Annotated in this window: 15 protein-coding genes; 2 read left to right on the forward strand and 13 right to left on the reverse strand. The window is 34.9% G+C overall.

The genetic code is table 11. The features are described 5' to 3' along the window. Positions 1 to 474: 474 nt before the first annotated feature. The 10 genes from bshC to WAX74_RS16310 form a co-directional block, all read right to left on the reverse strand. Entirely contained in the window at positions 475 to 2,091 is a 1,617-nt protein-coding gene (gene bshC, locus WAX74_RS16265) for a bacillithiol biosynthesis cysteine-adding enzyme BshC (RefSeq protein WP_336498714.1), read from the reverse strand. A gap of 157 nt (positions 2,092 to 2,248) precedes the next feature. Continuing rightward, positions 2,249 to 2,626, reverse strand: a complete 378-nt coding sequence (locus WAX74_RS16270) for a DUF3397 domain-containing protein (RefSeq protein ID WP_336498715.1) — start codon at positions 2,624 to 2,626, stop codon at positions 2,249 to 2,251. Next, the gene (locus WAX74_RS16275) at positions 2,619 to 3,503 is read right to left on the reverse strand and encodes a 2-dehydropantoate 2-reductase (protein ID WP_336498716.1); all 885 of its coding nucleotides are present in this window, start codon (positions 3,501 to 3,503) and stop codon (positions 2,619 to 2,621) included. Before WAX74_RS16275 ends, WAX74_RS16270 begins: the two co-directional genes overlap by 8 nt. A 64-nt stretch (positions 3,504 to 3,567) precedes the next feature. After that, positions 3,568 to 5,109, reverse strand: a complete 1,542-nt coding sequence (locus WAX74_RS16280) for an acyl-CoA carboxylase subunit beta (protein ID WP_336498717.1) — start codon at positions 5,107 to 5,109, stop codon at positions 3,568 to 3,570. A 349-nt stretch (positions 5,110 to 5,458) separates the two neighbouring features. Then, positions 5,459 to 5,671, reverse strand: coding sequence for an acyl-CoA carboxylase biotin carboxyl carrier protein subunit (locus tag WAX74_RS16285; protein ID WP_336498718.1), 213 nt, complete (start codon positions 5,669 to 5,671; stop codon positions 5,459 to 5,461). Beyond that, positions 5,668 to 7,029 (reverse strand): acetyl-CoA carboxylase biotin carboxylase subunit, encoded by a 1,362-nt coding sequence (locus WAX74_RS16290; protein ID WP_336498719.1) that lies wholly within the window; start codon positions 7,027 to 7,029, stop codon positions 5,668 to 5,670. The genes WAX74_RS16285 and WAX74_RS16290 overlap by 4 nt, the downstream gene beginning before the upstream one ends. A 157-nt stretch (positions 7,030 to 7,186) precedes the next feature. Further along, a complete protein-coding gene (locus tag WAX74_RS16295; RefSeq protein ID WP_336498720.1) occupies positions 7,187 to 7,579 on the reverse strand; it encodes a transcriptional regulator in 393 nt (130 codons plus the stop codon). Positions 7,580 to 7,810: 231 nt separating this feature from the next. Next, a complete protein-coding gene (locus tag WAX74_RS16300) occupies positions 7,811 to 8,575 on the reverse strand; it encodes an enoyl-CoA hydratase/isomerase family protein (protein ID WP_336498721.1) in 765 nt (254 codons plus the stop codon). Between the two features lie 91 nt (positions 8,576 to 8,666). Further along, the gene (rpmF, locus tag WAX74_RS16305) at positions 8,667 to 8,840 is read right to left on the reverse strand and encodes a 50S ribosomal protein L32 (RefSeq protein WP_053590111.1); all 174 of its coding nucleotides are present in this window, start codon (positions 8,838 to 8,840) and stop codon (positions 8,667 to 8,669) included. 24 nt (positions 8,841 to 8,864) lie between these two features. After that, the gene (locus tag WAX74_RS16310; protein WP_336498722.1) at positions 8,865 to 9,404 is read right to left on the reverse strand and encodes a YceD family protein; all 540 of its coding nucleotides are present in this window, start codon (positions 9,402 to 9,404) and stop codon (positions 8,865 to 8,867) included. 181 nt (positions 9,405 to 9,585) lie between these two features. On the opposite strand from WAX74_RS16310, the gene WAX74_RS16315 reads away from it, so the two are divergent. Further along, a complete protein-coding gene (locus WAX74_RS16315) occupies positions 9,586 to 10,800 on the forward strand; it encodes a nucleotidyltransferase (protein ID WP_336498766.1) in 1,215 nt (404 codons plus the stop codon). Positions 10,801 to 10,804: 4 nt separating this feature from the next. Here the strand turns inward: WAX74_RS16315 and WAX74_RS16320 are convergent, their stop codons facing one another. Then, entirely contained in the window at positions 10,805 to 11,851 is a 1,047-nt protein-coding gene (locus WAX74_RS16320; RefSeq protein WP_336498723.1) for a SepM family pheromone-processing serine protease, read from the reverse strand. A gap of 96 nt (positions 11,852 to 11,947) precedes the next feature. Between WAX74_RS16320 and WAX74_RS16325 the strand changes: the two genes are divergently transcribed. Further along, a complete protein-coding gene (locus WAX74_RS16325; protein ID WP_336498724.1) occupies positions 11,948 to 12,829 on the forward strand; it encodes a hypothetical protein in 882 nt (293 codons plus the stop codon). A 124-nt stretch (positions 12,830 to 12,953) separates the two neighbouring features. Here the strand turns inward: WAX74_RS16325 and coaD are convergent, their stop codons facing one another. Beyond that, positions 12,954 to 13,439, reverse strand: a complete 486-nt coding sequence (coaD, locus tag WAX74_RS16330) for a pantetheine-phosphate adenylyltransferase (RefSeq protein ID WP_336498725.1) — start codon at positions 13,437 to 13,439, stop codon at positions 12,954 to 12,956. A 1-nt stretch (position 13,440) separates the two neighbouring features. Continuing rightward, on the reverse strand, positions 13,441 to 14,007 hold the full coding sequence (rsmD, locus tag WAX74_RS16335; RefSeq protein WP_336498726.1) for a 16S rRNA (guanine(966)-N(2))-methyltransferase RsmD: 567 nt from the start codon (positions 14,005 to 14,007) through the stop codon (positions 13,441 to 13,443). Positions 14,008 to 14,099 lie beyond the last annotated feature (92 nt).

A 14,099-nucleotide genomic window follows, 5' to 3' on the forward strand; every position in this document is an offset into this window, starting at 1 on the left:
TTAGTGTAATAAATTTCAAAATGTGTAAATAGTACTTGTTGAGATGGAAAATGCGAAGCAAAGTTTAAGTAGATAATTAAAAATACAGGTATTTTTCCATATAAAAAATCTCCACGAATTACCGTGGAGATTTTTTATAATGAATGGTTAAACTTCATAATCGCTATTTAATTTGCTCCTGCGCAAAGCTCGTCGCAGAAGATATTTGCTCCTGCGCAAAGCTCGTCGCAGAAGATATTTGCTCCTGCGCGATGCTCATCACTTAATTATAAGTTGCCAATACCTTGGTACTTAATATAGTCGATAAGGTATTAATGCAATTGTCTTCTTTAAACTTAAGAGAAATGTAACAATTCAAGTTAATGTTAGGCAATCAAAAGTACTGAATACCGAATCCCGCGTTTACTTCTTCCATTGAAGGGGTATTACATCTTATCCGAATTACAAATTCACAAAAATAAATTAAAGAGCCTTTTATATAAATACTATATGATGCTGCCCATTAAACTCATATTGAATTTCTAAAAGATCTTGTATCAATTCCGTCCCAGCTTCATTTAAAAGCTGAAGTGGTGAAAATGTACGTTCTTGTAATCCGCCGTTTGGAGTTAATTCCATCGTTAAACGGTCATATCGATTAATGGAAGCATCTAACTTTCCAAGGAAAGTATCTTCAATTGCATTGTTTAAAAATGTTATCTGTTTTTCATGATAGTCTAAATTTTTATTTACTAAAGGAGCTAATTTTATATTCTCTTCTTGAAGAATAGTTTCTAACTCTTTATATTTTGCTGTAAGATCTTCTTTTATAGAAGCTAGCAATGTTGGTATCTTTTCATTTCTATGCTCATCAATATATTGCAGCTTCGCTTTTTCTGCCATTCCTTCCCATATATCAGGAACTCGGAAAGAAAACTTCTCCAACAAATTTTGCGTTTTAGAGTTAACAATTGTAATGCTTAACCTTGGCATAATGACTGGCATTCTCATCTCAAATAGTTCAAATGCAGACCTAAGTGTACCCCAATAAGCAATTTCTCCCGGTCCTCCAATAAAGCTTAATACAGGAAAGACCATTTCTTGCATAAGAGGTCTCGTTACGACATTATTACTTAATCTTTCAGGTTCATTTATAGCAATATTCATCAATTCTACTTCTGAAAAAGCTATTCCTTTTCCTTCATTGACAAATTTCCCATCTTTTCTTTCTAATAAAAAACGTTCACCATCTTCTACATAAAATAAATGAGCTGCATTTTCCTTAGTCTGAATAGGTGTACCATAGCCTGCCTTCTCAAAAGCTGCCTCATTTTCAAATACGACCTCTGCTAGCTGAGAAGAATACTTCACCATTTTTTGAAAGTATTCACTTTCTAACTTACGTAAAGGCTCATAGGCAGCATCTATCAATAACAAACCTTCTTGTTGGAAAAAGTCATTCATCAACGCTGCAAAAAAATCACTATAATTCAAATTATTTTCTAATAAAGCAATTACCTTTTGAAATAACTTTTTAGTATGCAACGTTTCAGGCAGACTTTTAAACAATTCTTCCAAATAAGCTGTAATCATTTTTTTATCAAAAGGACTTTTAGAGGCTATTTTTTTGATTCTCGATGCTTCAGGATAAGTCATCTTTTGAAGCTTTCGTCCTCTTTCTATGTATACATGATTAACCTCATCAATATCGTGATCCTCACCCGCTATCCAGAAAACTGGAATGACAGGTACCCCTAGAATTTCTCGTTGTTGCTTTGCTAACACGATTACTGAAATAGCTTTATGAATGGAATACATAGGGCCTGACATTAGACCTGCCTGCTGCCCACCAATAACAACAATTCCATTATCCTTTAGTTCTTCTAAATGCAATTTACTTTTTTCTGATAACCCAAACGGACTCATATAGCTAGTTATCACTTCTACAAGTTCATTTCTTTTATGTTTACTAAAATCAGTTTCCTGAAGTCTATTATTTAATGCATTTTGATTCCATTCATAATGATAGAAAGAAGACAAACTAGATATATCTTCTAAATATTTCTTATAAAATGAGGAAGCGAATGGTTGTGTGTATTGCTCTACTCGCACGATTTTTCCACCTCTAAATTTCAAATTCACCTTGGCGTATTTGAGCTCAGATTAAAATGCAATCTGTGGCATCCGCCGTTGGCATCATGCAGGCGTCCTGCTTGACAAAATTTTATACTTTACGAGTATATCACTTCGAAAAGAAGTGTTAAAATTATTAGCTTATATAATACAATACATAGCGGATAACTCCGATTAACCAAATGAGTGCATAAATCACGCATAGTAATAGGAATAGTAACCTCCATATTTTCCGAAGAAGAGGCTTAATTTCAATCTCTTTTTCTTTCTTCCATTCAATATAAGTTAAAGTACTGGCAATGATTAAAGAAATACCAATTAGTAGAAGAAAGATATTCTTTGAAAAAACTACATAAAAAGCATTAGATACGGAGAAAAACAATAAGAATGTCGTTAAATCTGCCGCTAGCCCAAATGACTTTTTTCTCTTTTGTAATAAATACTTTGAAATAATAAAGGAAACAAAGAACACAATAACAGGAAATAATATTAATAAGGTAATCATCTTACTCATGGCGATTACCTACTTTGTTCATTTCTTTCAACAATAGATAAAAAGTATTTAATATAGGTAATACTTCATTCCTTTTCTTTGCTTCATCCAATATTGCTCCCACAATTGTGTCAATCTCCATTATTCGATTATTTTCAAAATCCGCTAACATAGAAGAACGGTTATTTTCTGTGTTTTTGCAAAGCTCGACTACCTCTTCCCAGAGAAGTAGTTCATTCCATTCATTGAACACATTCATTATTTCTACATACATATTTTTCATAATCAACTGATAAGATTCATTTTTAATGAGCATTCCGTTCGGAGACTTTGTAATTGTCGATAAAGGATTTATTAAACAGTTCATTAATGCTTTTTTAACTAAAGTTGTTTTTATTTGATTTGAATAAACAAGAGGGAAATTATTTGATGAACTTTTGAAAAAAACATCGGCATTTTCCCAAACACCTCTATACACGCCAACCGATGTTTTTCCTATGCCCAGATGACGTACTGTAAATGAATTAACTTTCGTAGCCCCAAGTAATACAGATCCAATTACAATTGTTTCTTGCTTAAGTTGATCTGTATATGATAGGTGGAGTAAACCATTCTGTAGAAACAATAATGGGATATGTCTTGGTAGTAAATCTAATTCACTTTTCAAGTTTTTAAGATGGTGGTATTTCACAGCAATTATTATTAAATCCATTGAAAATAGTGATTCTATCACACTTACTTGTTTACACCTAATAAGTTCTGGACTATTTGGTTCTTTTTCTATGTATAAATTTTCATTTTCTTTGCGTACGTAAAATACAATGTCATGCTTAGCCTCAGCTAAATAGGCGCCAAATATCATACCTATTGCACCTGCTCCAATAATACCTATTTTCACCAGTTCATCACCCCAAGCTTATAAAAAAGGCCTACCAGTATGGCAGACCTTATTTTTAGATTTATTATACAGGAAGCACAGGATGTTTTCGAGGTGCTTTCGGAATTTCTTTATTTTCATAATATCTAAAACGATTTGCAAGCTCGTTGCGTAGCTCACTCGGAGAAACTATTTCATCAATAATCATCTCAGATGCTAATTTATAAATATCAATTTCTTCTTTATACTCAGCATGTTTTTCTTGGACAAACTTTAATCGTTCTTTCGGATCTTCAATTGCTTCTATTTTATTAGAATACACTGCATTGACTGCAGCCTCTGGACCCATTACTGCTATTTGTGCAGTAGGTAATGCTATACATACATCAGGTTCAAATGCTGGACCAGCCATCGCATATAGACCTGCACCATATGCTTTACGAACAATAACGGAGATTTTTGGTACAGTAGCTGAGCTCATAGCTGCAATTAGTTTCGCTCCATGGCGAATAATTCCAGCACGTTCTACCTTCGTTCCAATCATGAAGCCTGGAACATCAGCTAAAAATAATAGAGGAATAGAAAAAGCATCACATAGTGAAATAAATTTTGCGGCTTTATCCGCTGAATCAACAAAAAGTACTCCACCTTTTGCTTTTGGCTGATTTGCTATTATTCCTACAGCTTGACCCTCGATACGCCCAAAACCTGTAATTAACTCAGGAGCAAATAATTTTTTTACATCAAAAAATGTATCTTCATCTATTAATGCACTAATTGCTTCATACATATCAAATGGTGCATTTTGATTTTCAGGAATAATGGCTTCTAAAGTTCTGCCTTCTTTTGCTTTCTTCGGTTCTACTTTTTTAGGCTTTTCCGTATAGTTTGCAGGGAAATAGCTTAAATATCGTTTGGCTTCGCTGATTGCTTCTTCCTCAGTAGTTGCCAACACGTCTCCACATCCACTAACTGTACAGTGCATGCGTGCTCCACCCATTTCTTCTAAAGTAACCTTTTCACCAATTACTTTTTCGGCCATACGTGGGGAACCTAAGTACATAGAGGCATTACCTTCTACCATAATAACTAAATCACAGAATGCTGGTATGTATGCCCCACCAGCTGCAGATGGACCAAATAGTATACAAATTTGTGGTATGAAACCAGAAAGTCTTACTTGGTTATGAAATATTCTGCCTGCACCACGGCGATTAGGAAACATGTCTAATTGATCTGTTATACGAGCACCTGCAGAATCTACTAAATATAACATTGGTACTCTATTTTTCTCTGCAATTTCTTGAATACGAATAATTTTCTCCACTGTACGTGAACCCCAAGAACCTGCCTTTACAGTAGAGTCGTTGGCCATTACACAAACCGTTTGACCATTTACTTTTCCAGTTGCTGTTACAACTCCATCAGCAGGTAAGTCACCTGCCTCGACATTTGCAAAGCGTCCATCTTCTATATATTCCCCATTGTCAAAGAGTAATGCTAAACGATCACGAACAAATAACTTATTTTGCTCTTTCATTTTTTCATGGTATTTGGAATGACCACCTGCAAAAATGGACGTTAACTTTTCTTCTAATCTTTCATTATACGCTTTCGTTTCTTCCAAACTAAAAACCCCCTTGTCTGAAGCATTGGCTGATTTTATAACTGTTATTTTGATTTGCAAAAGAATTTGAACACGGCTGTGCGCTTGCCGCAAGCTACGTAAGAGCCTCCACAGGATGAGTCGCTCCTTTGTCGCTCCCACATCCTTTACGGGGTCTCATTCTTCGCGCTCTTGCGGCGTGTAAGGCGCACATCCTGAAAACGACAGTGGATAAATTACCGTTTCAATAAAAGCTGTTCCATTCATTTAATAGAATCTTCATTTCACTCTAGTTGCATTTGCTTGCTCCTTGCCAACTGCATGGCATGCCAAACGGTACAAGTTTTTCAAACTCAAAGCAATTGATAGTTTACTCAAACGTTACTAAAACGTCTCCTTCATTAACAAAATCGCCTTCTTTAGCATTAATAGTAGCTACTTTACCTGCAACTTCTGCTTCAATTGGAATTTCCATTTTCATTGATTCTAGAACCATCACTACTTGTCCAGCAGAAACTTCTTCTCCTACTTCTACATTCACTGTAAATACTGTACCTGCCATTGTCGACTCTAAATTTTTCATTTTGAAACTTCCTCCCCTTGGTTTTGCATCCATTCCCCTAAAATGGATGTGGAATAAACTCCACTGTTAAAACTTTCATCGTGTAAAAAACGATTAAACAAGTCAATATTTGTCTTTACACCTTCTATTTTAGCAGAAGAAAATACTTTTTGTGCTTTCTCAATAGCCAATTCTCTGTTCGATTCATGAATAATTATTTTAGCAATCATCGGATCATAAAAAGGGGTAACTTTATTTCCTTCTTCGTAACCAGACTCAATTCGAATATCTTCCACTTCTCCCCAATTTAGATGAGTGATTGTACCTGGTGAAGGAAAGAACGTTTTTGGATCTTCTGCATATACTCTAAATTCAAATGCATGTCCTTGTGAATTAATTAATTGTTGGTCTTTAACAGGTAATTCTTCTCCTGACGCTACTTTTAACTGCCATTCTACTAAATCAAAACCAGTCACAGCTTCGGTAACAGGATGTTCTACTTGAAGTCTTGTGTTCATTTCTAAGAAATAAAATTGATGATTTTGATCGACTATAAATTCAACCGTTCCAGCATTAACATACTCTACAGCCTTTGCGGCATTTATAGCAGCCTCATACAATTTTTCACGTGCTTCTTGCGGAAAATTTGGGGACGGAGACTCCTCTAGAACTTTTTGATTTCTTCGTTGTACCGAGCAATTTCGTTCAAATAAATGAACGATATTCCCAAAGCTATCCCCAAATATTTGTACTTCAATATGCCGTGATGCATCAATAAATTTCTCTAAAAATACAACATCATTTCCAAAGTATGATTTTGCACGTGTTTTAATTGACTCAAAATGCTTTTCTAAAGTGGCTTCATTATCACAGCGAATCATTCCTATGCCTCCACCACCCGCACTAGCTTTCAGCATAACTGGATAGCCTATGTTAGATGCAGCATCTTTCGCTTCCTTAATAGAGGTTAGACCCTCCTCCGTTCCAGGAACTACAGGTACATTTGCATGAATCATCGTTAGTCTAGAACCAATTTTATCGCCCATTTTTTCAATTGTTTCTGGTTTAGGTCCTATAAATTTAATACCTGCAGCTTCTGCTTTTCGAGCAAAGTCTGCATTTTCCGATAAAAATCCATAGCCTGGATGGATAGCATCAACATTCTCTTTTTTAGCAATTTCAATAATATCGTCCACTTTTAAATAGGACTGTTGGACAGGGTTTGGTCCGATTAAATAAGCATAATCTGCTTCTTTTACATATGGTAGTTCTTGATCCGCTTCCGAATATATTGCAACGGTTTTAATATTCAGCTTTTTACAAGTTTTAATAATACGCCTTGCAATTTCACCCCTGTTTGCAATTAGCACTTTTTTCATTATATTACCCCCTTTTATAAAAACGTGATCCCCTTCTCTATTAGTCTATACGAATAATGAAAACGATTTCAACTAAATAGTTAGATTTTTTTGTTCGAGAAGTAATTTATTTTACAATTTAAAAAAAGCCTCTAATTATAGAGACTTTATGTTATTACTATTCTATATGCGTAATCCCTTGTTTAACCCAATTAACTAATTGTTCGTAATCTCTCTTTAATAAGTTGTAAGCATTGGAAATTTGATCATAAGACTGTTTCATCTCATCATAACTTTCCATCGCTAACTGGAGATGATTTTGCACAGATGATGAATCTGCAGTATCTCTTACTGACGCTTCTTTTTTCGGTGTTTCTCTTTGTATTACAATTGGGCGAAGATTTTTATTCCACCTGAAAGCACAGGCTTGTTTTGAGCGACCTAACAAAATGCTTGCTTCTTCAAATCCAGATATTTGTGTATGGCCTTGCTCTATTTTCTTTAAAACTATTTCTTTTAAAAGATTGTCTTCTTCCGCAGTCCAACTATCTTTTCTAATTTTAACAGTCATGTTATCACCCTTTGCTTTTTTAATAATATATGCAAACTGGGTGTAAATAGACTCTAATATTATTTCTTTTTTTATAAGAAAAGCGTAAAAAATTCGATTAGCCGTGACATCTTTTTTCTAGGACGACGTTGGCCGGGATAGATTTTTTGTTGCGAAGAAAATTGGCAAAGTAGATAAATGGTATTTGACATCGAGCAGCTGCCCTCAAAGACATACTAAACTGAGTAAATTTTAAACCCTCTTATTTGATAAAAAGAAATTTACAGCCTCGTGGTGAAGATCTTGCTCCCAAAGAATAGCGCAGCTTGCAACCTCTTCCATTACTCGTTCATATAATTTACTTTGCTCCCATTTACGGATTGCTTGAATTTTATATGCTTTTAACACAGTAGGATGGGGTACAATCATTTTTTGGATAAACTTGTTTAATGCCATTAGTTTATCACCTTCATATAAATGAGTTGCCCATCCGATTGATAAAAGGTGGTCTGCAGTGTAGGGCACAGCTTCTGTCAGCATTTGTAACGCTTGGTCATGTCTCATCCCTTTTTCAAATAAGTAGGTTCCACCTCCCCAGCCAGAAGTAATTGCCAATTTCCCTTGAATAAACCCACATTTCGCTTCCTTTTTTACAAGACGATAATCACAGAGGGTAGCTATTTCACAGCCACCTCCTACTGCTGTCCCGTTAATTAACGCTAGTGTAGGAATTGGTAATGTCGCTACTTCGTATAAAACTTTTGCTGTCTCACTTAACATTTTATAGGATTCCTTTTCTGTTTTTAATTTATGAAAAACAGAAAGGTCTCCTCCTGAGCAAAACGATTTTTCACCTGCACCAGTAATGACAGCAAATTTGATCGATTCATTTATTTTTACATTATGTATTAATTCCTTAAATCCTTCCATCACTTCTCCATTAACGGCGTTATGAATTTCAGGTCTATTAATTTCAAAAATTATCATGTCGTCTTTTATTTCAATTGTAAAAGCCATATCATGCACCCCTTTTTTGAAAATATATAGAGAAAAAGGCTACCGAAGAGCCATGGTCTCTTTGGTAGCCTTTAATGGAACAAATACTGAATTATTTGCTCACTACTTCTTTCCCTTTGTATTGACCGCATGATTTACAAATTCGGTGAGCCAATTTCATTTCACCACAATTTGGACAAGCAACCATACCAGGTACGGATAATTTAAAATGTGTACGACGTTTTCTTTTTACAGTTTTAGAAGTTCTTCTAGCTGGTACTGCCATTGGTGGCACCTCCTTACAGATCTATTATTCGTCTGTTTGATCAAAATACTTAGCTAAGTCAGCCAGTCTTGGATCCAATTTTGGTTGATCATCTTCCTGCATATCATTAAGATCTTCATCTGTTGTATATGACCAGCCGTTTCCACCTTCTGGTTTAAATTGGTCTGCACCTTCTTTAAACACTTGCAATGGAATTTCTAGTAGGATTAACTCCTCTAAAACTGGATCAACTTCAATTACATCGCCTTCTACAATATGAAAGTTATCATATGCTTGCGCAATAGCAGTTGCAGTGTCAGACCAGCTGAAAATTTCATCAGATTGAATCTCAAATGGAAATTCTACATCTTCCCAAGTGCGAGCACAAGGTAATATGAGAGTCCCTGAAAGCTGAAAATGACAAGTCATTTGCGCTGCACCAAACGTGCAGTGCCCTGTTACATGAACGGGTGAAATATTTCGAACGTCCGGGTTTCGCTTCTTCACATTTTCGAGAATTACGAATTCATCTAACGTCATCCCGTTATCACGATATTTAGCTAATTGATGAATTGCCCATTTCATACGATTATCACCTCAAGACAACAAAATTTATTATATAATGACAGGATTTAGATGTCAAGATAATTTCTTGTCACTACTTTATTTTAACATTATACTCTCATTAAGGAAAGCGTTGTATTCTAGACAGTTACTATTTAAGAAAGTTATACTTTCTTAAAGTAATGAAAGGATTTGATTAATGATGAAAGCTACAGGAATAGTTGTTGAATATAACCCTTTTCATAACGGACATTTATATCATTTAAATCAATCACGAAGTAAAACAAACAGTGACGTGATTATAGCTGTAATGTCTGGAAACTTTTTGCAACGAGGAGAACCAGCGTTAGTTGACAAATGGACGCGCGCTAAAATGGCTGTTTCTGCGGGTGTTGATTTAGTAATAGAATTGCCATATGCATTTGCTACTGCCCAAGCAAGTGACTTTGCAAAAGGTGCCATATTTTTATTAGATTCTTTAAAATGTGAATTCTTTTGTTTTGGTAGTGAGGAAGGATCTTTAGATTCATTTCATCATACATATCAATTATTATCTACCAATAAAGCAGATTATAATACAGCTATTTCAACTTTTATAAAACAAGGTATTAGTTATCCAAAAGCTTTAAACGAAGCTTATAAACTGATTTCAGCAAATTCAACAGTTCCATTAGTGGACTTATCTAAGCCAAATAATATTTTAGGGTATCATTATATCGAAGCTGCATATAAGTTAAATGCATCTATAAAACCAGAAACGATCCATCGGGTCATTGCAAACTATCACGATGAAGCTAATCCCTCCGAAACGATTGCAAGTGCTACAGGAATAAGAAAAGTGTTGTTCGGGGAGATGAATCTTACGTCCATTCAATCTTTTTTACCTAGCACTAGTATAACTGAATTACAAACTTGGCATACAGCTTACAAAGCTTTTGGTAGTTGGGAAGGATTTTGGCCATCTTTACGCTTAATTATTTTAAGACATACTAAAGCGCAATTGGCAAACTATGCAGAAATTACAGAAGGCATAGAGAATGCCATTTGGGATGCTGCGATGAAAAGCGAATCATTTCAATCTTTTATGATGCAAATAAAATCAAAACGATTTACCTGGACAAGGATCCAAAGAATGTTAACGCACATATATAATTGCTTTACATGGAATGAATTAGAGCAAATGGATTTGCCCACTTATATCCGACCACTTGCAATGAGCAAGAATGGTCAAGCTTATTTAAATTCATTAAAAAAAGATTTGCAGCTTCCTCTTATAAGTAGAGTAGCTGCTCATAAAGAAAACGATATGTTAATGCTCGATTTAAAAGCTTCTAATTTGTATTATTTAGGTCTTCAATCAACAAATGCACATGAGATGATTGGAAACGATTATAGAAATGCTCCAATCATTCAGTGACAGCTTATTTAGGTTCTAATTGGTCTAAATAGGCAAGTGCATCATCTATTGTTCTTACTGGCACAATTTTCATTTTTGTGCCTATTTTTTTTGCAGATTTTAATGCTTCTTCATAGTTAGTTGTTAAATCAGGATTATTCGCTAAAATAGCTGGATCTATTTCGTCATCTGGTGCAAACATTATTTCTATTCCTTTTCGATCCGCCGCGATAACTTTTAAATCTATTCCACCGATTCTTCCAACCGTGCCATCTGGCTTCATTTCTCCAGTACCTGCTATGTTGTACCCTTTTGAAATATCTTCAGGAATAAGCTGATTCAATATTTCTAATGTAAACATGAGACCAGCAGACGGACCTCCAATTTCTTCTGAGTTCATATGAACAACAGGTGTAGTTTCGACTTTTTTGTCTTCTGTGTAAGATATCCCAATTCCTGGTTTTTCTAAAACACCTGGTATTGATTTTAAAGTTACTTCTTTTTCAAGTGTTTTTCCATTTCTTTCAACAGTCAGTTGGACAACATCACCTTGAACTTTTCCACTCAGATAAGTTTTAAGTTTTTCTTCGGTGAGTTCAGATAAATTATCCATTCCAATAATTTTATCTCCAGGTTCTAAAATTCCGTCAGCAGCACTATCTTTTAAAACATTAAAAATAAATATTCCGTTGTTTATTACTTTATAAGGCTTATTCGCTCGATCAAAGGCTACCGAGATAGCATTAAATTGAGAATCAGACATAAGCTTTAATTGACGTATATTATATTCTTGTTCATTTTCATCTGCATTACGGATTTGGCTAGTTTTATAAATTTTTTGGTTATCGACTAATTTGGCATAAGCATAAGTTAATGGAGTAGCTTTTGCTAAGGAGATTGTAAGAAGACTCATCATCCCTTCGTCGTCTTCATCTCCACCTTGTACTTCAACAAATGGCGTAAGTTCATATGCACCACCCGGTTTCGAAATATAAGATTCCATTGGGTAAAAGGCTAGGGTTGATACTAGCACCAAAATTAGAAGGAAAATTATAGGTTTTCTCTTCAACATAAAATATTAATCCCTTCCTTTTAAATTTCATATTCATTAGTTTATCACTTCGATTTTTTTCTGACAAAACAAATGAACAATAAAGGATGTAATAATATGCACAAAATAATATCAATCGGCAGTTGGGCACTCATCATTCTTTTATTTTTGCAGCCAGGTATTGCACATAAGGGGGCTGTAGAAGGAATGCGTATATTTACAACCGCATTACTTCCTTATTTACTGCCCTATTTAGTAATCACTCAAATGTTTATCCGTTCGCAAAATTCGTTTTTAAAAACCAAAAATAAGTATAAGCTGTATTTGAATATTTACCTTCTTAGTGCCATTGGCGGCTTTCCTAGCGGTGCAGCGATTATTTCATCTTTAAAAGAAATGGGCACTTTAAATAATAGGAATGCAAGCTGGCTTATCGCAATTTGCCATGCCCCAAGCCCAATGTTTGTCATTGGTTTTGTCGGTATTGATATATTTCATGCAGAAATTGCAGGCCTCAAGTTGTTACTAATAATTCATATTGTAAATTTGTTATTCCTTTTAGTATTCATTATTCGAACCCCTGCTATTCAGACAAATCTTGAGAATGTTAAAATTTCTTCTTCGCCGTTTCAAGAGAGTATCAAAGAAACCTCTCAAATATTACTATTGATTGGCACTACAGTGGTATTTTTTACGACGGTAAGTATTATTGTGTTTGAATCCGTAAAAGAGATCTTGCCTAATCTATCTCCACTTTTGTTAGTATTTGTAGCATCCTTTTTTGAAATGACAGGAGGAATTAGTCTTGCCGGTGAAATATTATCTGGAAATGAATTGCTACCTGTAATTGTAGCATTGATTATTGCATTTAGTGGAATAAGTATCCATATGCAAATAATTGTTCTAGCCCAAAAAGCAGGCATCTCCATTCGACGTTACATAGTCTTCCGTTTTCTTCATATAATCATTATCCCAATGCTCTACTACATTTTTGCATAAGCAAAAATGTTACGAGTATATTACTGGTGCCAGGCACTAGTAATATACTCGTAACATTAGGGGAAATCGGGAATTAGGGAATTAGGAAAATAAGGAAACAAAAAACCTTGCAATGGTTGCAAGGTTAGTCGAGGTTGAATTTAAGTTTAAGTGCAGCTTCTACTTGAGGTGGAACTAACTCGCTAATTTGGCCGCCATATTTAGCAACTTCTTTAACTATACTCGAGCTTAAGAACGAATACTGATTTTTGGTCATGATGAAAAATGTTTCTATTTCATCATTTAACACTCGATTCATTGAGGTAATTTGCATTTCATATTCAAAATCCGAAACTGCTCGTAAACCACGAATGATAGCGCTAGCATTTACACTTTCTGCATAATCCATTAATAACCCTGAGAATGTTTCTACTTTCACATTCGGAAGATCGGCTGTTACTTCCTCGATTAGCTTTACTCTTTCTTCTACTGAAAAAAGTGGATTCTTCGATGAATTGTTAAGGACAACTACATTAACTTGTCCAAAAATAGTTGCACCTCGATGAATAATATCTAAATGACCATATGTAATTGGATCGAAACTTCCCGGAACGACTGCAATTTTAACCAACTTAATTCCCCTCTTCCATACGTTTGCGGTAAATAGAGATAACGGTATTTCCATATGTTTCTCTTCTAGTTAGCGAAAATGTTTCTAAATCAGTTTCTAAGTCAATGGTTTTATCATGTTCGCAAACAATTATCCCCGTATCTTTCATACATCCCATTTCTACAATCTTTCGTGCTAAATCATAAAATTGTACTTTGCTATAAGGTGGATCGACAAATAGCAAGTCAATTTGAAGTTCTCTTTTCTCAAAAGCCTTCACTGCTCTAGAAGCATCAATTTTATATCTTTCACTTGATTCTTCTAAACGGCATTTTTGTAAGTTATCCACAATAGTTTGCATCGCTTTTTGGTCTTTCTCGATAAAAATACAAGTATCAATTCCTCGACTGAGTGCCTCAATTCCTAAATTTCCACTACCTGCAAACAAATCGACTGCTATTCCCCCATCGAAATAAGGACCTATCATATTGAAAATAGATTCTTTTACTTTATCCGTTGTTGGTCTTGTATTAGTTCCAGTTACCGCCTTTAAAGGCAACCCTTTTTTCGTTCCTGATATAACCCTCATTTTTACTACTCCTAGCTTTCAAATTCGCCCTAGCGTATTTGTGTCCAGATTTCGCGCCTGATTTCCAGGCATCTCCTAGAATAACGGAAGAC

The organism is Psychrobacillus mangrovi, from assembly GCF_037104765.1.
Taxonomy (GTDB): Bacteria; Bacillota; Bacilli; order Bacillales_A; family Planococcaceae; genus Psychrobacillus; species Psychrobacillus mangrovi.

What these genes read in the sequence shown, in the direction of transcription:
- WAX74_RS16310 (WP_336498722.1), bottom strand. Translation starts at nt 9,404, where the DNA reads ATGAAATGGGCAATTCATCAATTAGCTAAATATCGTGATAACGGGATG.
- WAX74_RS16270 (WP_336498715.1), bottom strand. Translation starts at nt 2,626, where the DNA reads ATGAGTAAGATGATTACCTTATTAATATTATTTCCTGTTATTGTGTTC.
- WAX74_RS16320 (WP_336498723.1), bottom strand. Translation starts at nt 11,851, where the DNA reads ATGTTGAAGAGAAAACCTATAATTTTCCTTCTAATTTTGGTGCTAGTA.
- WAX74_RS16295 (WP_336498720.1), bottom strand. Translation starts at nt 7,579, where the DNA reads ATGACTGTTAAAATTAGAAAAGATAGTTGGACTGCGGAAGAAGACAAT.
- rsmD (WP_336498726.1), bottom strand. Translation starts at nt 14,007, where the DNA reads ATGAGGGTTATATCAGGAACGAAAAAAGGGTTGCCTTTAAAGGCGGTA.
- WAX74_RS16300 (WP_336498721.1), bottom strand. Translation starts at nt 8,575, where the DNA reads ATGGCTTTTACAATTGAAATAAAAGACGACATGATAATTTTTGAAATT.
- WAX74_RS16315 (WP_336498766.1), top strand. Translation starts at nt 9,586, where the DNA reads ATGAAAGCTACAGGAATAGTTGTTGAATATAACCCTTTTCATAACGGA.
- WAX74_RS16325 (WP_336498724.1), top strand. Translation starts at nt 11,948, where the DNA reads ATGCACAAAATAATATCAATCGGCAGTTGGGCACTCATCATTCTTTTA.
- WAX74_RS16285 (WP_336498718.1), bottom strand. Translation starts at nt 5,671, where the DNA reads ATGAAAAATTTAGAGTCGACAATGGCAGGTACAGTATTTACAGTGAAT.
- rpmF (WP_053590111.1), bottom strand. Translation starts at nt 8,840, where the DNA reads ATGGCAGTACCAGCTAGAAGAACTTCTAAAACTGTAAAAAGAAAACGT.
- WAX74_RS16290 (WP_336498719.1), bottom strand. Translation starts at nt 7,029, where the DNA reads ATGAAAAAAGTGCTAATTGCAAACAGGGGTGAAATTGCAAGGCGTATT.